Source organism: Pedomonas sp. V897 (genome assembly GCF_051304405.1).
Taxonomy (GTDB): domain Bacteria; phylum Pseudomonadota; class Alphaproteobacteria; order Sphingomonadales; family Sphingomonadaceae; genus Pedomonas.
In genome coordinates this window covers 390,072-408,608 of the sequence record NZ_JBPPGG010000002.1, presented here as the reverse complement: position 1 = coordinate 408,608, position 18,537 = coordinate 390,072, and the positions used below count along the sequence as shown (strand labels likewise).

Here is an 18,537-nt window from a genome sequence, read left to right as displayed (position 1 = left end):
GGACGCACGGCGAGTTGACGCATTCATGGCCACGGCCCTATGCTTTCTGCGAAAATTTTGACGGAATCAGGGCTGAAATGACGTTGCAGAGTGCCACGGAGCGGCTCGACGCCGCCGTCCAGTTGCTTGAAGGCAGAGTCGAGGCGCGCATTCGGGCGCTGCTGGCGGAAAACGCCGCGCTCCGGCAGGAACGCGACGCCCTTCAGGCGCAACTGCTCGAGGCGGCCGCCTCCGCGCGCCCGGACCTGGAGGCCGCCAACGCCGCCCTTCAGGCCGAGATAGAGGCCATGGCGACGGCGCACGACGCCCTGCTCCAGCGCCATCACGACCTGGAGCGCCAGCATGCCGCCCTCGAGCAGGCGGCCAACGAGGCGCTGGCGCGGGTCGATCGCCTCATCGCCGCGCTCGATTCCGAAACCGTGGACTCTTGAGAACCTAAGGAGCCTTCCCGTGGGTCAGGTCACCATTGCTGTTGGCGGTCGCCACTATTCCCTGGTTTGTGGCGACGGGGAGGAACCCCAGCTCCAGCGCCTGGCCGCCTATGTGGACGAGAAGGCGGAGACGCTCTCGGCCTCCCTCGGCCGCCTGAGCGAGCCGCGCCTCCTGCTGATGGCGTCCCTCCTCATCACCGACGAACTGATGGACCTCAAGGCCCAGCTGGCCGCGGCCCAGAGCGGCGGCGCGAGCGCGGGCTCCGGCGCGCCTGCCCCCGACACGCGGGAGGCCGAGCAGAAGCTCACCCGCCTCGCCGAACGGCTGGAATCTTTGGCATTCAGCCTTGAGCCGGCGGCCGAGAACTCCTAAATTGCAGGTCGGCGGGCACTGCTGGGTGCGAGCGTAGCGACTATCCCTGAGGCGATACCAACATCCTAGGGGGCTGTCCCTGGTCAGATCCTGGTCTGGTCCACATGGCTCCCACCTGACGTTACTGGCGTCAGAGGATACTCCAGCCAACGGCCCGAGCGGTCCCGCCACTGATCTTCCCATGACACACCCTTCCCCCTCCAAGACGGATTTGCGCGCCAGCCTCCGGCAGGCCCGGCGGGCGTTCGTGCTGTCCCTGCGCGCCGAGGGCGCGGCGGCGGAGCGGCACATCGCCGAGAGCCTCGCGGCGCAGGTGCTGCCCCGTCTGGCGGGCGCGCGGGTGGTCGCCGGTTACCGGCCCACACCGTGGGAGATCGACCCCGGCGCGATCGAGGCGGCGCTGCTGGCGGCGGGCGTCACGGTCGCCCTGCCCCGCACGCAGCCCAACGCGCCCCTCACCTTTCACGCCATCGACCGGAACACCGTCATCACGCCGGGGCTCCACGGCATCCACGAGCCGCCGTCCTCCGCGCCGGTGGTGGTGCCGGATGTGATCCTCGTGCCGCTGGTGGCGGCGGACCGGCGCGGCGTGCGCATGGGCCAGGGCGGCGGCCACTACGACCGCACGCTGGAAGCGCTGCGGGCAACCGGCCCGGTGCGCGCCATCGGCCTCGCGTTCGACGTGCAGGTGGTGGATACCCTGCCCGCCGAGCCGCACGACCAGCGTCTGGACGCCCTCGCCACGCCGACCCGGTGGCTGGAGTTCAGCGCCGTACCGTCCTCCTGAACCGTTGTGCTAGCATGGGGCCGTCACGCCCCTCCCGGAAAAGCGAGCCGCCGCATGACCGCCTCATCCGACTCCCGCACCTACACCGCCGCGCCGCTCGTCGGCGTCGGCATCGTCATCCTGCGGGAGGACCGGGTGCTGCTCATCCAGCGCGGCAAGCCGCCCCGCCAGGGCCAGTGGAGCCTGCCCGGCGGCATGCAGCAGCTGGGCGAGACCGTGCAGGCGGCGGTCGCCCGCGAGGCGCTGGAGGAGACCGGCCTCATGGTCCAGATCCGCGGCCTTCTCGACGTGGTCGACCTGATCGAGACCGATTCCGCCGGCCGGACGAGCCGCCACTACACGCTGATCGACTACTGGGGCGTCGCGCCCGAGGGCGAGCCCCGCGCCGGCGACGACGCCATGGACGCCCGCTGGTTCACCCGCGCCCAACTCGACGCCCTGCCCCTGTGGGAGAAAACGCGCGAAATCATCGCACTGGCATTCTCGCGCGCGGCTGGTACGAGAGGCGCATGACTCAGAGACAACGCAAACTGATGGGCGTCTTCCTTGTCGTGGGCGGACTGACCCTTTATTGCCTGATCGTCGCGGGGCTGCTCTCTGCCCTGCCTCGCCTCAACATCATCCTTGAGGTTCTCCTCTACACGTTCTTCGGCATCGCCTGGATCTTCCCGATGCGCGCCGTGCTGGTGTGGATGGAAACCGGTTCCTGGTGGGTGCGTCGTGACCGTTGAAACTCTTTCTGACCCCAAGTCCGTCACAACCATGACGGAGGTGCGCGCCAATATCGATGCGCTGGACCGGGCGATCGTCGGCCTGCTGCGCCAGCGCCTGGACTTCATCGAGGCCGCCGCCCGCATCAAGCAGAGCCGCGACACGGTGCGGGACGAAGCCCGCAAGGCCGATGTCATCGCCAAGGTGAAGGCCGAGAGCCGTCGAATCGGCCTGCCGGAAGACCTGGCCGAACAGCTCTACGAACTGCTGATCGAGTACAGCATCGCCCACGAGTTCGTCCGCTTCGATGAACTGCGGGGAGGCGCAAACGGCTGATCCGCCAGCCAGCAGCCAGGCGGGATCACATTCGGCGCCGGGTCGCTGCCCGGCGTCTTTTTTTGTGTTTTTTGTGCCGGATTTTTCCGGGCCGGATGGTCAACATGGCCAATGCAGCGCTTGAGGAAACGCCCGTAAGCCTTTGCTTCAAAACAAAAAAGCCGCCCGAAGACGGCTTCTTTTCCTGGCCTCTCCCGAGGAGAGAGTGGCGCGAGTGACGGGGCTCGAACCCGCGACCTCCGGCGTGACAGGCCGGCGCTCTAACCGACTGAGCTACACCCGCGCAGCGTGTCGCGGCTAACTAGGGGTTCCGCCCGGCCCTGTCAAGCAATCTTGGAAGCATTCTTTCAATTTGGCCAAACAAATACCAACCGGCGGCCGGGCCGAAAAAGGCGGTGGCCCAAAACGGAAAAAGCCGCCCGAAGGCGGCTTCTTTTCCTGCTCTCCCGAGGAGAGAGTGGCGCGAGTGACGGGGCTCGAACCCGCGACCTCCGGCGTGACAGGCCGGCGCTCTAACCGACTGAGCTACACCCGCGTGGTGTGAGCGGCTTCCTAGGGGCTCAGCCCGCCCCTGTCAAGCGAACTCCGTCACTTTGCGGCAGGAAAATTTCGCGCGCGGCACAGGCCTCCGCGCCGGGCGGTCTCGCGCCCCGGCCCGCCCATCTTGCCGCGCCCAGGGAACCCCGGCGGCCGCCGCCGCGTCTGGATTCAGAGACCCTGCAACCAGCACCTGCAACCGGGGGCACACCGCGAGGCCGATGACCACATTCCGCACCTCCACCCGCAACGCCCGGCCCGGCGCGCGGCAGGCCGCGTGCCCAAGGCCAGGGTCCGCCCGCTGGAGCCATCAGGCCCTCGCCTCCGAAGCCAACGACCTCCTGTTCCTCGCGGAGCGGATCGAGGCCTGCGCCATCCGCCCCGTGCCCGGCCTTGACGACTGGAAGGCGCAGGTCACCGCCCTCCTCTCCCGGGCCACGTTCGGCGCGCTCGGCAGCGAACATGCGCTCGACCGGCTGGCGCGCGACCTGCGGACCCTGTGGCTGCGCTATGCCCAAGGCGCGGCGGACGGCTATCTGCGCAGCCCGACCGCCAGCCAGCAGCCGGCCGTCACCGGCGCGGGCACCTGCATGACCTATGGCTACGAGCGCGAACTGGAACCGACGGCCCTTGAGGCCCGCTGCGCCGGCGCGGACGAATCGGTGCCCGGGTGGGCGGCGACTCATCTCCTTTTCTCGAGCGGTCAGGCCACCCTGACGGCGGCGATTCAGGCCAGCCTCCAGATGCACGCCCAATCGCACCCGGCCGGGCACAGCGCGCCGCTCCGCCTCCTCCACCTTGGCAGCTATTTCGAGACGCGGGCGCTGCTGGAACTGTTCGAGGTCAGCCAAGTGGTTCACACCGGCATCGGCGCGGACGGCCCCGATGCAGCGCTGGGCCGCCTTGGCGCGTGCGACGTGCTGCTGGCGGAGGTGGTCTATTGCGAGGGCGCGCTCAAGGTGCTGGATCTGGCTGCCTTCGCCCGCGCCTGGCGCAACAGCCCGGCCCGGCCGTCGCTCGTGGTCTTTGACACGACCCTGTCCGGACCCCGCTTCCCGCTGGAGCGGCTGCTCGGCCTCATGGCGGGACCCTCCGCGCCCGCCGTGCTCTGCCTGCGCTCCGCCCTCAAGCTGGACCAGGCCGGGCTGGAGCTGGCCAATGCGGGCCTGTGCTCGATCTACGTGCCCAAGGGCGCGGGGGCTGCTGCCGCCGCCTTGCCCGAGACCCTCCGGCGCATTCGCAGGCTCACCGGCTCCAGCCTCGGTCTTCAGGACATGGCGGCGCTGGAGGCCCCCTGGTTCCTCGACCCCCTCTACAGGGCCCGCTACTGCGATGCGATCCTGGCCAACAACCGGCAGCTTGCGCTCCGGTTCGCCCCCAAGGGCGGCCTGTTCGCGGGTCTGTCCCACCCCGCCCTGGCGGGCAGCGACGAGCCATGGGCGGAGGCACCCTTCTGCACCCTCCTCCTCAACGAGCCATCACCGGAGAACTACCGGCGGCTCGCCCGCCTCATCGAGGCCGAGGCGCGCGCCCGCAACCTGGCCTTCGACCCGGGCGGCAGCTTCGGCTTTCGCGGCCACCGGTTCGATGCGATCCTCCCGGACCAGCCCGACGCCCCCTGTTTCCTGCGCGTCGCCATCGGCGCGCGCAACGGTCCGAGCCTTGCCGGGATCATCCGCCTGCTCAACGACCTTACGGCCTGCAACACGCTGGAGGACATCCGGCCAACCCGTACAGGCAGGCCCGGGCTCATCAATGCTTGACTGGCCCGCAACTTCCCCGCACAACACCCGGCACGAATCCGCGGCGTCGGGGAGTAGCGCAGCCTGGTAGCGCATCTGCTTTGGGAGCAGAGGGTCGCAGGTTCGAATCCTGTCTCCCCGACCATTTCTCCGTGAGTTGCTGTTGTCCCCCATACCTGAAGCCACCGTGGCCGGGCACCGCGTGATGCCCGGCGTCTCGTGAGCGTCGGCTTGCGGCGAGGCTCAGACCACCCCGGCCGTCTCCAGCAGCAGCCACAGGCCGATGATGAAGAACAGCAGCGCGGCGATCTTGTGCACAACGTCCACCGGCACGCGCCTGATCAGCCCGTTGCCGAGAAACACCGCCGGCACGTTGGCGATCATCATGCCGAGGGTGGTGCCGGCCGTCACCAGCCCCAGCGCCTGAAACCGGGCGCCGAGCGCCACTGTCGCGATCTGGGTCTTGTCCCCCATCTCCACCAGAAAGAACGCCACCACCGTGGTCAGGAACGCGCCGAAGCGGGCCGGTGCCTGATTCACATCGTCCAGCTTGTCCGGCACCAGAGTCCACACGGCCATGCCGATGAACAAGGCCGCCACCAGATAGCGGAACCACAGGCTGTCCAGCAGGAAGGCCGCTTCCGTACCCACCAGCGCGGCGAGAAAATGGTTGGCGATGGTCGCCAGGAAAATCCCGGCCACGATGGCCCAGGGGCGCTTGAAGCGCGTCGCCAGCACGATGGCGAGAAGCTGGGTCTTGTCGCCGATCTCTGCCAGCGACACGACAGCGGTGGAGGTCAGAAATGCTTCCATGACAGATCCGCAGCCGGGCAGACTTTCGCCAACAGCACCGCGCCTCCCGCCCGGCATGAACGGAAGCACAGCGCCATTGGTCTCGCCCGAGCGGTTTGCCCCCTCCTCTCGCGCCATGGCCTCTCGACCAAGCATGTTGACGCGAAAGCCCGTCCCTCGCGGACGGCTGGCTACTCCCCAGTGACCGGGCCTGCCTAATCGAGGCGGCGCAGGAAAGCAAGCCTGACCGTGAAGCGTGTCCTGACCGCATCGGTGACAACACCGGCCCAGATCATTCGTTTTACTTTAGAATCAATCACTTGATGTCGAAATTCTTGACACAGAAACGTCTGCGTAACGTCTCCGTATCGATAAGGCTCTGAAATGTCCGGCCAAAAAAGCTTGGCATAAAAACTGCGTGTCTCCTGCCTGCCAAGCCCCCCGGCACACCGGCGCCGGCCGAACCCCAAAAATCACAATCAAGCCACGAAAGCCGGGGGTTCAACAGCTGAAACGCAGAGGTAACAGAATGACCAAACGAAGGACCTTTGCCGCAGTCCTGGCGACGGCTGCGGCCTGTCTTTGCCTGTCCACCGCCGCCCGGGCGGAACGCATCACCCAGTGGCGCTTCGAAGCCACCAACGTTTGGCTGAACACCAGTTTCACCGGCACCGGCCAGCCGCCCACCAACAATTTCCTTGAATCAGACACCCTGCCGGATGGCAGCGACCCCAACGGGGCGGGAAACACCTTCCAGATCATCCAGTGGGGCACGCCGGTCTCCGGCAGCCCGTCCCGCAGCTTCCTCGCCGTGGACAGCCAGCACAGCGCCGACACCCTGTTCACCGACGACGGCATCGGCATACCCGGTGCCACGGTCTATCACGGCAATTACCAGCAGAGCTCCTCCGGTCAGGCCTGGCTGGCCAGCACCGTTGTCGCCGCCAACATCATTCTGACGCCGCTCGACCCCTCGGGCGCGCCGCTGGGGCCGATCCAGCAGACGTTCGCCCTCGACTTCACCGAAACCCGGGATACGCCCAACACCGAGATCTGCGAGGGCGGCCCCTGGCCGGAGGGTATCGCGCCCTGCCCGGACTATTTCAGCGTGGACCTCTCCAACGCCTCCTTCTCGTTTGTCCTGGATGACTACCGTTACACGTTCAGTCTGGTTCTGGACCTGGCCGCCTCCAGCAACATCGCGCGGCTGACCCTGGACAATGGCACCGCAACGGTGTGGACCGAGGAGGATGTGCGCAGCACCCTTGTCACCCGCATCTTCGTGACCTCGCAGCGCATCCCCGAACCGGGCTCCCTTGCCCTCCTGATCCCGGCGCTGGCGGCGCTGGGATGGGCTTCCCGCCGCAAGCCGAGGGCCGAGGCCGCCTGACGGGACGCGCCGTCTCGCCCTTATGGCCTGGCTTCGGACAGGGGGAGCGCGGGGCTGCGGCTCCCCCTGATCCGTTCCGGCGCCGCGCAGACAGCCCCTTGCGGCCAGCCGTGCGGGGCGGGCGATTTTTATTGCTACCAATGATTTTCTTCGGGACCTCCCGCAATTCTCGGCTGTTTGTGATGCCGAGGGGCACAGACCTTTTCTTTAAACTGGTTGTGTTTTGGGAGGTGCCATCATGAAGCGAATACGGTCCGCCCTTCTGGGCCCGGCAATCGGACTTGCGGCGATGGCCGGCGCCCTCTCCTCACAGGCTGCCCCCATCGATCGCTGGGTGGTCACTCTCACCAACGACTGGTCGGACGTCACCTTCATCGGCGGCCCGAACACGGTGGCCCCGGCCAACCCCTTCAGCATGGCCGATACCCTGCCGGACGGCTCCAACCCCCGCAACCTGACCTACGACATCATTAGCTGGGGAACGCCGCTCACGGAGGAGGGCCGCAGCTTTCTTGCCGTTGACGATATGGCCACCTTTGGCGGCCTGACCACGGGCGATTCCCTGGGCGTACCGGGCGTCAACTTCTATCACGGCAACTACCGCCAGTCCGCGACCACCAACGGCAGCCCGCCCGAGCGCTGGCTCGACAACGCCACCCTCAACGTGCGCATCGCCCTGACGCCCGAGGGCGCGGAGTCCAGCGCCAGAACCTTCGAGCACAGCATTCCGATCGACTTCCGGGAGACGCGCAATACGTCCTCGATCCAGAGCTGCGCGGGTGCACCGTGGGCCAGCGGCATCACCCCCTGCCCGGACAGCCTCACCATTCTCGACGAAGCAGCCAACTTCCCGTTCGTGTTCGACGGTGTGTCCTACGTCCTCTCGTTCGCGTTCGACCCGGCCAACTCGCTCAACCTGACGCGGCTGGACCAGAATGAAGACTCCTCCACCGCCTGGACCAATGAGGGCGTGCGCAGCCGCCTGGCAACGCGCCTGCTGATCCGTGCGGCCGGTGCCCCTGCCCCGATCCCGGAGCCGGGCACGCTGGGCATTGCCCTTGCGGGGCTCGCCCTGCTGGCGGTCGCCCGCCGGACCCGGCGCGCCTGACGGCCGGAGGCTTCACCCGCCCGGGAGGGAGGGGCAACTCCCGGGCGCGGCCTGCCGGACGGCCATGGGGCGCGCAAGTGTCGGTCTTTTTTACAAAAACGCTTCCGCAATATTTCAGGACCACAACAAATCATTGGAAATCCGCCACTTTTCCGACTTGGCACGAAAAGTGCTTAGGATCGTCTCGCTTTCGGTCGCCGTCCTGAGTCCTTGCGCTCGGGAAGCTCGGCACCCGGACGATGGATTGGATAGGTGGTACGATGAAGAAACTGAAATTGTTCTTCCCTGGCGTAGCGTTACTGGCATCCGTGGGCCTGTCGACCGGGACTGTGCAGGCTGCCCCGATTGTGGAATGGGGCTTCAACCTGACCAACCACTGGGATGAAGCTTCGACCACGTGGAGCTCGGTTGGCGTCAATCCGGCGTCGCCCTTCGGGTCGGGCGCGACCCTGCCGGATGGCAACACCCCTGGCGATGCTGGCTCCTACTCTTACATCCAGTGGGGTTCTCCGACGACGCCGGGTGGCAGCCGGAGCTTCCTGGGTGCGGATGGCACCATCAGCCGCACGGGCCTGTACACCAATGACCCGCTCGGCGTGTCTGGCTCCAACTACTATCACGGCAACTACCTGCAGTTCCCGCCATCAAACACCCGCGAAAAGGTGCTGACCGGCACCAAGCTGGTGGCAGAGATCGACATCTTCTCGGTCGTTCCGGGCGGCGAGACGATCCACATCAACCGCACCTACACCATCAAGTTCACCGAGACCTTCAACGAGGTGCCGCTTGAGGAGTGCCCCGGCTATCCGTGGGGTGGTGATGGCTCGGGTATCACGACCTGCCCGGATCGCCTGACCATCAACATCGAGGATCTGAAGTTCAGCACGGGCGTCATCGATGGCTACATCTATGACTTCGTCGTGAGCTTCGACCCCACCACCTTCCAGAACATCGCCGGCATCACGCCGAACCCGGACGGCACGGTGAGCATCTGGACCAACGAACAGGTGCTTAGCGTCCTCGGCACCCGCGTGACCGTGACGGCCCGTGTCCCCGAGCCGGCCGCGCTGGCGCTGTTCGGTTGCGGCCTGATCGCCGGTGGCCTGGCCCTGCGTCGTCGCAAGGCCGCCTGACACCGCAAAGAAAGACTGGCGCAGCGAAAGACTGGCGCAACAAGCATTCGGGCGGTCATCGCCCCTTCTATCGAGCGGCTGAAAAGCCGCTCTTTTTTTGTCTTGAAAAAACACATCTCGACAGGGCAGCATCCAATAAAAATAAATCGTTTCTAATAACAACTATATTTCCGCCATGATCCTTTATAATTCCTCCAATATTACGATATTGTTCTCTTGACGTATCCGAAACCTTATTTCGTTTTATAGGCAATATTGTCGATTTATTTTACATTTACTCAAACACATCGGCTCCGTAACTTTCATAACCCTCTGGCATTACTGCCCAAAGGAAAACTGGCACGGCCTGTGCAAGGATATCCGTTGGACAACCCCGGGGATACCCGCCGGGCCCCCGGATCCGATCACAACATCAAGGGTGGTAGCATGCACAGAGTCACATCTCTCGTCCCCGTACTGGCTGTTCTCGTCTCGGCGTCCCTTGCGGGTCCGGCGCTGGCCGCGCCGATCAGCGAATGGTCGTTTACGATCGTCAACAGCTGGGACCCGGGCGGCACGGTGTGGAATTCCACCGGTTCGACGCCATCCAACGCCTTCGGTACCGGCACCACCCTCCCGGACGGGCAGGACCCGGCCGGTGATTACGCCTTTGTGCGCTGGGGAACCCCTGAGCAGACGGGCGGCAACCGCAGCTTCCTTGGGGCGGACACCAATCTGACCCAGTCCAGCGTCCTCACCAACGGCCCCGCGGCGACCGGCGCCAGCTTCTATCACGGCAACTATTCGGTCCGCACCGGCGCGGGCAACGAAGCGCAGCTCAAGTCCACCCGGCTTGTCTCGGACATCATGATTTCCTCCGTGACCCCTGTCGGCACGGAAGCCACCCTGCACCGGACGTTCGACATCGATTTCACCGAAACGCTCAATGCCCGTCTCAACCAGAACGTGCCCATCGAGGAATGCCCGGGCTATGAGACCTGGGGCGACAGCGGCGCCACCGGCGCCTGCCCGGACAGGCTGACCCTCAACACCTCCGCCCTGCGCTTCACCACCGGCATTATCGACGGATACGTCTACGATTTCGTGGTCTCGTTCGACCTGTCCACGCTCGAAAACATCGTCGGCATCAGCGTCGACGGTGACCTCGCCACCATCTGGACCGGCGAAGGCGTGCTGAGCCGCATCGGAACGCTCGTCACGGTCACCGCCCGCGCGGTACCGGAGCCGGGTGCCGTTGCCCTGCTGGGGGCGGGCCTTGCCGCCATGGGCCTTGGCCTGCGCCGCCGGCGGTCCTGAGCCGCCACCTCCCCCGATCGCTTCCGCCAACGAAAAAGGGCGCCGTGCAGGCGCCCTTTTCCTTTCTCGACCGTTCCGCCGCGCCGGTTACACCAGCCGGCTCTGCCGCACCGCCGCCGCGATGAAGCTGGAGAACAGCGGATGCGGCTCAAACGGCTTGGACTTGTATTCCGGGTGATACTGCACGCCGATGAACCACGGATGGTCAGGATATTCGATGGTCTCCGGCAGGGTGCCGTCCGGCGACATGCCGGCAAAGCGCATACCGCAGGCCTCCAGCCGCTCGCGATAGGCCACGTTCACCTCGTAGCGGTGGCGATGCCGCTCGCTGATCGTCGTCGTGCCGTAGCATTCGGCGATGCGGGAGCCCTCCGCCAGCTTGGCCGGATAGGCGCCGAGCCGCATGGTGCCGCCCAGGTCGCCGCCCTCCTCGCGGGTTTCCACCTTGCCGTCGCGCACCCACTCGGTCAGCAGGCCGACAATCGGGTCCTTGCACGGCCCGAACTCGGTGGACGAGGCCTCCGTAAGCCCGGCCAGATTGCGCGCGCCCTCGATCACCGCCATCTGCATGCCGAAGCAGATGCCGAAGTACGGCACCTTGCGCTCCCGGGCGAAGCGGGCGGCCGCGATCTTGCCCTCGGAGCCGCGCTGGCCGAAGCCGCCCGGCACGAGGATGCCGTGCAGCGGCTCGAGGCTGAGGACCACGTCCTCGCCCTTCTCGAACAGCTCGGCGTCGATCCACTCGATGTTGACCCGCACCCGGTTGGCGATGCCGCCATGCACCAGCGCTTCGGACAGCGACTTGTAGGCGTCCTTGAAGCCCGTGTACTTGCCGACGATGCCGATGGTGACCTCACCCTCGGGATAATGGATGCGGTGGACGATGTCCTGCCACTTGGTCAGGTCCGGCTGGGGCGCGTCGGTGATGCCGAACGCCGCCAGCACTTCGGTGTCGAGCCCGGCCTCGTGGTACTGGAGCGGCACTTCATAGATGCTGGACGCATCGAGCGCCGGAATGACCGCCGACGGCCGCACGTTGCAGAACAGGGCGATCTTGGCCCGCTCGCTCTCCGGCAGCGGCTGCTCGCAGCGGCACACCAGCACGTCCGGCTGGATGCCGATGCCGCGCAGCTCCTTCACCGAGTGCTGGGTCGGCTTGGTCTTCAGCTCGCCGGCCGCCGCGATGTAGGGCACCAGGGTCAGGTGCACGAAGATCGCCTGGCCCCGGCCCAGCTCGTTGCCGAGCTGGCGGATGGCCTCCATGAACGGCAGGCTCTCGATGTCGCCCACGGTGCCGCCGATCTCGCACAGCACGAAGTCCAGGTCTTCCACGTCGTTGAGCGCGAACTCCTTGATCGCGTCGGTCACGTGGGGGATGACCTGCACCGTACCGCCGAGGAAGCCGCCGCGGCGCTCCTTGGCCAGAATGTCCGAATAGATCCGGCCGGACGTGATGTTGTCCGTCCGGCGTGACGGCACGCCGGTAAACCGCTCGTAATGCCCGAGGTCGAGGTCCGTCTCGGCGCCATCGTCGGTCACATACACTTCGCCGTGCTGGTAGGGACTCATCGTCCCTGGATCGACGTTGAGGTATGGATCGAACTTGCGAAGACGGACCTTGTAACCGCGCGCTTGCAACAGGGCTGCAAGCGATGCGGCCATCAGGCCTTTGCCGAGGGACGATACCACGCCGCCGGTGATGAATATGAACCGCGCCATGGGCCTACACTATAGACAAATTAAAACCATTCGCGCCACCCAATCTTTTAGGTGGCGCGCTCGAATTCCGGGGGTAAGCGTCAGTCCCCGACCGGAACGGACGGAAGGCTGGGCAAGGACTGGGCCGGGTCGTCCGTCGCCGCCGGGGTTTCCGAAGAAGCCGCAGCCGCCGGAGCATCCGCCGGCGTGGCCGGAGCCGCCGGCGCGACTGCCGCCGTATCCTGCTGCAAGAGACGGTCGATCTCCGACGGACCTCCCCGCTCGATCTTGGCGAGGAACGCCAGGGCAATCGAGGTCAGAATGAACAGGGTTGCCAGAATCGCCGTGGAACGGGTCAGCAGGTTGGCCGCACCACGGGCGGACACCAGGCCGCCTCCGCCGCCACCGATCCCGAGGGCACCACCCTCGGAACGCTGAAGCAGAATGACGGTCACCAGCGCAACCGCAATCAGACTGTGGACGACGAGCAAAAAGGTCATCATCGGGAAAGACTCCACCGGGCGCCCATTGCGGCGCCTCCATCGTGCCGGACGGCTGTTAACCCGTACGCGCCGGATTTGCAACCCGGCGCGTCACCACGGACCCGGGATCAGGCCTTCGCCCCGGCAACGATGCCGAGGAAATCCTGCGCCTTGAGGCTGGCACCCCCCACCAGGGCGCCGTCAACGTCCTCCACCGCCAGCAGCTCGGCGGCGTTGGACGGCTTCACCGAGCCGCCATAGAGAATGCGCATGCCCTCGCCCGCCGCGCCGAAGCGCTCCACCAGCTGGCGGCGGATGGCGGCGTGCACCTCGGCCACCTCGGCGGTGGTCGGCGTGCGGCCGGTGCCGATGGCCCACACCGGCTCGTAGGCGATCACGGTGTTCTCCGCCGTTGCTCCCTCCGGCACCGAGCCGGCGATCTGGCTGCCCACCACCTGGAGGGTCTGGCCTGCGTCGCGCTGGGCTTCCGTCTCGCCGACGCAGATGATGGCGACGAGACCGGCCCGCCAGGCCGCCTGGGCCTTGGCATTGACGACCGCGTCGCTCTCGCCGTGATCGGCGCGGCGCTCGGAGTGGCCCACGATCACCAGCTGGGCCCCGGCATCCGCCAGCATCTCGGCGGAGATGTCGCCGGTGTGCGCGCCGCTGACCTTGGCGTGGCAATCCTGCCCGCCGATGCGGATGCGGCTGCCCGCGGCCCGGGCGGCGAAGGCGGAAATCAGGGTGAACGGCGGGCAGATGGCCGTCTCGATTCGCTCCGGCGCGCCCGCGACGCCCGCAATCATGGCGTCCAGCTCCGCCACAGAGGCGGTGAGCCCGTTCATTTTCCAGTTGCCTGCGATCAGCGGTCGCCGCGTCACCACGTCCAGCCCTCCATCAATTCTTGTCAAACCGGGAACCATCCCGGAAACCGGCGGCTGAATAGCAGATGCGCCCCCGGAATGGCAAAGCTCATCGCATCCCGCGGCGCGTTCGACATTTCTTCACCCGGACCGACTCAAGGAAGCTTGCCGTGCCCTCGCCGCATACCTATGATCCGCGGCCGTTTCAGATCCTCTTCTAATGTGGCAGGCAACCCATGCTCGCATCCATCCGCAAAGCGCTTTCCTCCTGGGTCGTCGTCGGCCTTCTGGCCCTGCTCGTGGCGGCCTTTGTGCTGACCAGCGTGCAGGACCCCTTCTCGCTCGGCGGCGGCGCGCGGCTTGCGAAGGTGGGCGACAAAACCATTTCCGCTCAGGATTTCACCCAGCAGTTCGAGAGGATCTTCCGTCTGGAGCAGCGCGAGCGGCCGGAGCTGACCCGCGCGGACGTGATCCAGGCCGGGGCGGACCGTCAGGTGCTGTCTCTGCTGATCACCGCGTCGGCCTTCGAGGCCTTCGCCGAGAAAGTGAATGTGGCCGCCGGTCCGCGCAACCTGACCAACGCCATCCGCTCCAACCCCGCGTTCCAGATCGCCGGCCAGTTCGACCAGCCCACCTATGAGGGCGTCCTCCAGCAGAACAACATCACCCGGCAGGAGTACCAGCGTCTGCTGGCGGCGGAGCTGACCCGCGACCACTTCGTCAAGACGGCGAGCTTCGCCCCGGTTGCGCCCGAGAAGCTGGTGGACACCTATGTGCGCCTGCTCCAGGAAGCCCGCACCGCATCCATTGCCGTGGTGCCGGCCCAGAAGTTCGCCGCCAGCATCGGCACGCCGGACGACAAGACGCTCGAGGCCTTCTACAAGGAGAACATCGCCGCCTACACCGTGCCGGAGATGCGCAGCTTCCGCTACCTGCTGCTGAACCCGGAGGCGATCGAGCCCTCGATCAAGCTGACCGAGGCTGATCTCAAGCAGTATTACGACGCCCACGCGGACCTCTATGCCGGTGCGGAGAAGCGCGCCATCCAGCAGCTGCTGCTGGCGGACGAAGCGACGGCCCGCGCCGCCTACAACCGCATCCAGAAGGGCGAGGACTTCGCCAAGGTCGCCGCCGATGTGGGCGGCTTCGAGGAGAGCGACCTGAGCCTGGGCGAGCTGACCCGCGAGCAGCTGGCCAAGGACACTTCGGAGGCCGCCGCCTCCGCCGCCTTCGGTATGCCGCAGGGCACGGTCACCAGCCCGGTCGAGTCCGAACTCGGCTGGCACCTGTTCCGCACCACCGGCATCACCCGCGTGGAAGGCCGCCCGTTTGAGGCCGTGAAGGACGAGATCACCCGCAACCTGCGCCGCGAGCGGGCCATTGACCGCCTCTACGAGCTCAGCCGCGAGATCGAGGACGCGCTGGCGAACGGCGACGATTTCGCCGTGATCAGCAAGACGTACAACCTGCCGCTCGTCACCGTGCCCAGCGTTACCCGCTTCGGGCAGGACAAGAACGGCCAGCCGGTCGCGCTGGCGCCGCAGGTCAAGGCGATGCTGGGCCAGGTGTTCGACATGCGCCAGGACGAAGACCCGATGATCCACGAGCTGGAGAAGGACGTCTACTACGTCGCGCAGATCGAGAGCATCACCCCGCCGACCCCGCGTCCGCTCGCCGAGATCAAGGATCAGGTGACGGCCAACTGGCGCGCGGACCAGATGCTGAAGAAGGCCAAGGCCGAGGCCGAGGCCATCATCGCGGCGGTCAAGAAGGGCCAGTCACTGGATGAGGCGGTCCGCAAGCAGGGGCTGGAGCCGGCCCGCCCGCTCACCGTGCGCCGCATCGACGCCATGCAGCGCGGCGATCAGCTGCCGCCGCCGGTGCGCGCCATGTTCTCCGTGCGCCTCGGCGAGGTGGAGGCGGTTCCCGCGCCGGGCGGTCAGGGCTTCTTCCTCGTGAAGGTGGAAAACATCGAAACCCGGCCGGGCGCGGACGCGATCATGCTGAAGGTCGCCACCCAGCAGGAAATCCAGGGCTCGGCGGAGATGGAGCTGGCCTCCGCCTTTGCGCAGGCCATCCGCTCGGAAGTGGGCGTCAAGATCAACGAGGCGGCGCTGCGCCAGGTGCGCAGCCAGCTGCTCTCGGGTAGCGCGGAGTAACTGTTCGTGGACATCTTCCCCGAGTTTTCCGGCTTCGCCTCCCGTTACGAGGCGGGCCACCCCCAGTGCGTCTGGATGCGGCGGGTGGCGGATATGGAGACGCCCGTTTCCGCCATGCTCAAGGTGGGGCTGGACGATCAGGCGTCCTTCCTGCTGGAATCGGTCGAAGGCGGCGCGGTGCGCGGCCGCTATTCGATGATCGGCCTGCAGCCGGACGTGCTGTGGCGGGCCCGGGGAAATCGCGCGGAGATCGCCCGCGATGCGCTGAACGCGCCCGATCGCTTCGAGCCCTGCGCGGGCGATGCCCTCGCCGAGCTGCGCGCGCTCATCGCCTCCTGCCGCATGGATGTGCCGGACGCCCTGCCGAAGGCCCTCTCCGTCCTTGTCGGCTACATGAGCTACGAGACCACGCGCCTCGTCGAGCGCCTGCCCGAGCCCAAGGACAGCCCCCTCGGCCTGCCGGACCTGTTCTTCCTGCGCCCGACGGTGCTGCTGGTCTTTGACCGCCTGAAGGACGACCTGTTCTTCATCGCCCCGGTCTACCCGGGCGCGCTCGATGCCCGCACCGCTTACGATCAGGCCGTCGAGCGCCTGATGGCCGTGGCCGCCCGGCTGGCCAGGCCCCTGCCCGAGACGGCGCGGCGGGACGAGGACATTCCCGACATCACCATCACGCCCCATCTCGCCCCCGGCACCTATCAGGACATGGTGCTGAAGGCGAAGGAGTACATCGCGGCGGGCGACATCTTCCAGGTGGTGCTGGCGCAGCGGTTCTCCTCGCCCTTCACCCTGCCCCCGTTCGAGCTGTACCGGGCGCTGCGGCGCATCAACCCCTCGCCGTTCCTCTATTTCCTCAACCTGCCCGGCTTCTCGGTCATCGGCTCCAGCCCGGAGATCCTGGTGCGGGTGCGCGACGGCGACGTGACCATCCGCCCCATCGCCGGAACCCGCCCCCGCGGCCGCACCGCCGAGGAGGACGAATCCAACCGCGAAAGCCTGCTGGCCGATCCGAAGGAACTCTCCGAACACCTCATGCTGCTGGACCTCGGCCGCAACGACGTGGGCCGCGTCTCCACCCCCGGCACGGTGAAGGTGACGGACCGCTTCTTCGTCGAGATGTACAGCCACGTCATGCACATCGTCTCCAACGTGCGCGGCCGCCTCGACGCCCGCTATGACGCGGTCGATGCCCTCATGGCAGGGTTCCCGGCCGGCACGGTCAGCGGCGCGCCCAAGATCCGCGCCATGGAGATCATCAACGAACTGGAACCGGAAGCCCGCGGCGCCTACGCAGGCGGCGTCGGCTACTTCTCGGCGGACGGCTCCATGGACAGCTGCATCGTACTGCGCACCGCCATCGTCAAGGACGGCGTGATGCACGTGCAGTCCGGCGCGGGCATCGTCGCCGACAGCAACCCGGCCTACGAACAACGCGAATGCGAAGCCAAGGCCGGCGCCCTGTTCGCCGCAGCCCGCGAAGCGGTGCGGCTCGCCCGCGAGGCCCAGGGCAACCAGCCCTGATCGTTTGAGTTTCTGTCTTTTTCGCAGGGGGATCTATAATCCCCCTGCACCCCCTTTTCGTTTATCGGACCGCGCCCGTCATCACCCGCGCGTCCCAATGAATTCAGCAAAGAACTGGGCCGCGCCCGTCACCACACGCACGTCCCAATGAATCTGTCAAAGAAAAGGGCCGCGCCCTTCATCAGGCGCACGCCCCTGAAACGAATGGGAGGTGCAGGAGGGTCCGCGACCCTCCTGCAAAAACCCTAAAAACCAAAGAGATTCAAAACCAAAGAGATAATCTCTAACTCCCCGCCCGGCCCTTGCGGTCGCGGGCCAGCCGCCACAGGGGTGAGCCGCGCGTGGCGATGATGGTGCTGACCGGGACCACGTCGAAGCCCTTTGCGTCTGCCTGTTGCAGCCAGGTTTCGAGCACGGAGAGGGTTTGTGCGTGCGGGTGGCCGATGGCGATGGCGGTGCCGTAGCGGCGTGCCAGTGTTTCTGTTTCCGCCAGTTGTCTTTCGATGGCGGTGGCAGCCAGATCGTTGTCGAGGAACACGTCCCGCTCCGCGTAGGGCAGTCCGATCCGGGCGGCGATCTCCCGGGCGGCGGAGCGTGCGGTGGTGCGGGAGTCGAGGAAATAGCCGCCGTCCTGTTTCAGCCGTTCCAGCACCAGCGACATGGCCGCTGCGTTCTCGGTGAGCGCGCTGCCCATGTGGTTGTTGACGCCTGCGTGCCCTGGCACCTGCGCCAGGTTCCAGGCGAGGCGCCGCTCCATCTCGGCCGGGTCGAGGCCCAGCCGCAGGGCTTGCGGGCCCGGGTTGGCCCGTGCGCCCGGATCCATCGGCAGGTGGACGATCACCTCGTGCCCCCGCGCCCGTGCGCCGTGCGTGTGGCTGGACAGGGCCTCGCCATAGGGCAGGAACGCCAGCGTCAGCGGGCCCGGCAGAGCGATGGCGCGGCGGGTCTCCGCCTGCTTCAGGCCGAGGTCATCGATCACGATGGCGATCTGCGGCCGCCCGTCCGGCTGCTCTGCCACGGCGGGGGGCTGGGGCGCGGGTTGCCCGGCGACGCTTGCCTCCGGCACGACGCGCGCCATCTCATCGGGAAGCGGCTCGGCTGGCAACGCGTCCGGCAACGCGTCCGGCAGTGCCTCCGCCGGTTCCGGCTGTGGCGGGGCCAGGGGCACGGTTCCGCCA

Annotated in this window: 18 protein-coding genes, 3 tRNA genes, 1 other RNA gene and 1 riboswitch; of the genes, 15 read left to right on the top strand and 7 right to left on the bottom strand. The window is 66.8% G+C overall.

Annotation, left to right across the window (positions count from 1 at the left end; translation table 11 throughout):
* Nucleotides 1–77: 77 nt before the first annotated feature.
* The 7 genes from ACSJJU_RS07890 (at nucleotide 78) to ACSJJU_RS07860 (ending at nucleotide 2,638) form a co-directional block, all read left to right on the top strand.
* Entirely contained in the window at nucleotides 78–431 is a 354-nt protein-coding gene (locus ACSJJU_RS07890) for a hypothetical protein (protein WP_435914798.1), read from the top strand.
* Nucleotides 432–450: 19 nt separating this feature from the next.
* Entirely contained in the window at nucleotides 451–804 is a 354-nt protein-coding gene (locus tag ACSJJU_RS07885) for a cell division protein ZapA (protein ID WP_435914797.1), read from the top strand.
* A 12-nt stretch (nucleotides 805–816) separates the two neighbouring features.
* Nucleotides 817–973, top strand: a non-coding RNA gene (ssrS, locus tag ACSJJU_RS07880) — 6S RNA.
* 12 nt (nucleotides 974–985) lie between these two features.
* The gene (locus ACSJJU_RS07875) at nucleotides 986–1,591 is read left to right on the top strand and encodes a 5-formyltetrahydrofolate cyclo-ligase (protein ID WP_435914795.1); all 606 of its coding nucleotides are present in this window, start codon (nucleotides 986–988) and stop codon (nucleotides 1,589–1,591) included.
* A 54-nt stretch (nucleotides 1,592–1,645) separates the two neighbouring features.
* Nucleotides 1,646–2,104 (top strand): NUDIX hydrolase, encoded by a 459-nt coding sequence (locus ACSJJU_RS07870; RefSeq protein WP_435914794.1) that lies wholly within the window; start codon nucleotides 1,646–1,648, stop codon nucleotides 2,102–2,104.
* Nucleotides 2,101–2,322: a DUF2842 domain-containing protein gene (locus ACSJJU_RS07865; RefSeq protein ID WP_435914793.1), complete on the top strand. Its 222-nt coding sequence runs from the start codon at nucleotides 2,101–2,103 to the stop codon at nucleotides 2,320–2,322. The genes ACSJJU_RS07870 and ACSJJU_RS07865 overlap by 4 nt, the downstream gene beginning before the upstream one ends.
* Nucleotides 2,312–2,638 (top strand): chorismate mutase, encoded by a 327-nt coding sequence (locus tag ACSJJU_RS07860; protein ID WP_435914792.1) that lies wholly within the window; start codon nucleotides 2,312–2,314, stop codon nucleotides 2,636–2,638. Before ACSJJU_RS07865 ends, ACSJJU_RS07860 begins: the two co-directional genes overlap by 11 nt.
* A 206-nt stretch (nucleotides 2,639–2,844) precedes the next feature.
* On the opposite strand, the gene ACSJJU_RS07855 is transcribed toward ACSJJU_RS07860, so the two are convergent.
* Nucleotides 2,845–2,921, bottom strand: a tRNA-Asp gene (locus ACSJJU_RS07855).
* 175 nt (nucleotides 2,922–3,096) lie between these two features.
* Nucleotides 3,097–3,173: transfer RNA gene (locus ACSJJU_RS07850), tRNA-Asp, on the bottom strand.
* 223 nt (nucleotides 3,174–3,396) lie between these two features.
* Here ACSJJU_RS07850 and ACSJJU_RS07845 point away from each other — a divergent pair.
* A complete protein-coding gene (locus ACSJJU_RS07845; protein ID WP_435914790.1) occupies nucleotides 3,397–4,938 on the top strand; it encodes a hypothetical protein in 1,542 nt (513 codons plus the stop codon).
* A gap of 47 nt (nucleotides 4,939–4,985) precedes the next feature.
* A tRNA-Pro gene (locus ACSJJU_RS07840) sits at nucleotides 4,986–5,062 on the top strand.
* 98 nt (nucleotides 5,063–5,160) lie between these two features.
* On the opposite strand, the gene ACSJJU_RS07835 is transcribed toward ACSJJU_RS07840, so the two are convergent.
* The gene (locus ACSJJU_RS07835) at nucleotides 5,161–5,730 is read right to left on the bottom strand and encodes a TMEM165/GDT1 family protein (RefSeq protein WP_435914788.1); all 570 of its coding nucleotides are present in this window, start codon (nucleotides 5,728–5,730) and stop codon (nucleotides 5,161–5,163) included.
* 88 nt (nucleotides 5,731–5,818) lie between these two features.
* Nucleotides 5,819–5,923: riboswitch (yybP-ykoY riboswitch) on the bottom strand.
* Nucleotides 5,924–6,238: 315 nt separating this feature from the next.
* Between ACSJJU_RS07835 and ACSJJU_RS07830 the strand changes: the two genes are divergently transcribed.
* The 4 genes from ACSJJU_RS07830 (at nucleotide 6,239) to ACSJJU_RS07815 (ending at nucleotide 10,636) form a co-directional block, all read left to right on the top strand.
* Entirely contained in the window at nucleotides 6,239–7,099 is an 861-nt protein-coding gene (locus tag ACSJJU_RS07830; protein ID WP_435914787.1) for a THxN family PEP-CTERM protein, read from the top strand.
* 238 nt (nucleotides 7,100–7,337) lie between these two features.
* Entirely contained in the window at nucleotides 7,338–8,207 is an 870-nt protein-coding gene (locus tag ACSJJU_RS07825) for a THxN family PEP-CTERM protein (RefSeq protein ID WP_435914786.1), read from the top strand.
* A gap of 239 nt (nucleotides 8,208–8,446) precedes the next feature.
* Nucleotides 8,447–9,340 (top strand): THxN family PEP-CTERM protein, encoded by an 894-nt coding sequence (locus ACSJJU_RS07820; protein ID WP_435914784.1) that lies wholly within the window; start codon nucleotides 8,447–8,449, stop codon nucleotides 9,338–9,340.
* Nucleotides 9,341–9,766: 426 nt separating this feature from the next.
* Nucleotides 9,767–10,636 carry a THxN family PEP-CTERM protein gene (locus ACSJJU_RS07815; RefSeq protein ID WP_435914783.1) on the top strand — a complete coding sequence of 290 codons (870 nt, stop codon included), beginning with the start codon at nucleotides 9,767–9,769 and terminating at the stop codon, nucleotides 10,634–10,636.
* An 87-nt stretch (nucleotides 10,637–10,723) separates the two neighbouring features.
* Here the strand turns inward: ACSJJU_RS07815 and ACSJJU_RS07810 are convergent, their stop codons facing one another.
* From ACSJJU_RS07810 to tpiA, 3 genes are all read right to left on the bottom strand, one after another.
* The gene (locus ACSJJU_RS07810; protein ID WP_435914781.1) at nucleotides 10,724–12,355 is read right to left on the bottom strand and encodes a CTP synthase; all 1,632 of its coding nucleotides are present in this window, start codon (nucleotides 12,353–12,355) and stop codon (nucleotides 10,724–10,726) included.
* Between the two features lie 80 nt (nucleotides 12,356–12,435).
* Nucleotides 12,436–12,837 carry a preprotein translocase subunit SecG gene (secG, locus tag ACSJJU_RS07805; RefSeq protein WP_435914779.1) on the bottom strand — a complete coding sequence of 134 codons (402 nt, stop codon included), beginning with the start codon at nucleotides 12,835–12,837 and terminating at the stop codon, nucleotides 12,436–12,438.
* A 107-nt stretch (nucleotides 12,838–12,944) separates the two neighbouring features.
* Nucleotides 12,945–13,739, bottom strand: coding sequence for a triose-phosphate isomerase (gene tpiA / locus ACSJJU_RS07800; RefSeq protein ID WP_435914778.1), 795 nt, complete (start codon nucleotides 13,737–13,739; stop codon nucleotides 12,945–12,947).
* 176 nt (nucleotides 13,740–13,915) lie between these two features.
* On the opposite strand from tpiA, the gene ACSJJU_RS07795 reads away from it, so the two are divergent.
* Nucleotides 13,916–15,838: a peptidyl-prolyl cis-trans isomerase gene (locus ACSJJU_RS07795; RefSeq protein ID WP_435914776.1), complete on the top strand. Its 1,923-nt coding sequence runs from the start codon at nucleotides 13,916–13,918 to the stop codon at nucleotides 15,836–15,838.
* Nucleotides 15,839–15,913: 75 nt separating this feature from the next.
* The gene (gene trpE, locus ACSJJU_RS07790; protein WP_435915076.1) at nucleotides 15,914–17,359 is read left to right on the top strand and encodes an anthranilate synthase component I; all 1,446 of its coding nucleotides are present in this window, start codon (nucleotides 15,914–15,916) and stop codon (nucleotides 17,357–17,359) included.
* Between the two features lie 283 nt (nucleotides 17,360–17,642).
* Here the strand turns inward: trpE and ACSJJU_RS07785 are convergent, their stop codons facing one another.
* Complete coding sequence (locus ACSJJU_RS07785) at nucleotides 17,643–18,527, bottom strand: divergent polysaccharide deacetylase family protein (protein ID WP_435914775.1); 885 nt, start codon at nucleotides 18,525–18,527, stop codon at nucleotides 17,643–17,645.
* Nucleotides 18,528–18,537: the final 10 nt, after the last annotated feature.

Coding starts and splice junctions, on each gene's coding strand:
- ACSJJU_RS07890 (WP_435914798.1), top strand. CDS start 78: ATGACGTTGCAGAGTGCCACGGAGCGGCTCGACGCCGCCGTCCAGTTG.
- ACSJJU_RS07875 (WP_435914795.1), top strand. CDS start 986: ATGACACACCCTTCCCCCTCCAAGACGGATTTGCGCGCCAGCCTCCGG.
- ACSJJU_RS07870 (WP_435914794.1), top strand. CDS start 1,646: ATGACCGCCTCATCCGACTCCCGCACCTACACCGCCGCGCCGCTCGTC.
- ACSJJU_RS07865 (WP_435914793.1), top strand. CDS start 2,101: ATGACTCAGAGACAACGCAAACTGATGGGCGTCTTCCTTGTCGTGGGC.
- ACSJJU_RS07845 (WP_435914790.1), top strand. CDS start 3,397: ATGACCACATTCCGCACCTCCACCCGCAACGCCCGGCCCGGCGCGCGG.
- ACSJJU_RS07835 (WP_435914788.1), bottom strand. CDS start 5,730: ATGGAAGCATTTCTGACCTCCACCGCTGTCGTGTCGCTGGCAGAGATC.
- ACSJJU_RS07830 (WP_435914787.1), top strand. CDS start 6,239: ATGACCAAACGAAGGACCTTTGCCGCAGTCCTGGCGACGGCTGCGGCC.
- ACSJJU_RS07825 (WP_435914786.1), top strand. CDS start 7,338: ATGAAGCGAATACGGTCCGCCCTTCTGGGCCCGGCAATCGGACTTGCG.
- ACSJJU_RS07820 (WP_435914784.1), top strand. CDS start 8,447: ATGGATTGGATAGGTGGTACGATGAAGAAACTGAAATTGTTCTTCCCT.
- ACSJJU_RS07815 (WP_435914783.1), top strand. CDS start 9,767: ATGCACAGAGTCACATCTCTCGTCCCCGTACTGGCTGTTCTCGTCTCG.
- ACSJJU_RS07810 (WP_435914781.1), bottom strand. CDS start 12,355: ATGGCGCGGTTCATATTCATCACCGGCGGCGTGGTATCGTCCCTCGGC.
- secG (WP_435914779.1), bottom strand. CDS start 12,837: ATGATGACCTTTTTGCTCGTCGTCCACAGTCTGATTGCGGTTGCGCTG.
- tpiA (WP_435914778.1), bottom strand. CDS start 13,739: ATGGTTCCCGGTTTGACAAGAATTGATGGAGGGCTGGACGTGGTGACG.
- ACSJJU_RS07795 (WP_435914776.1), top strand. CDS start 13,916: ATGCTCGCATCCATCCGCAAAGCGCTTTCCTCCTGGGTCGTCGTCGGC.
- trpE (WP_435915076.1), top strand. CDS start 15,914: ATGCGGCGGGTGGCGGATATGGAGACGCCCGTTTCCGCCATGCTCAAG.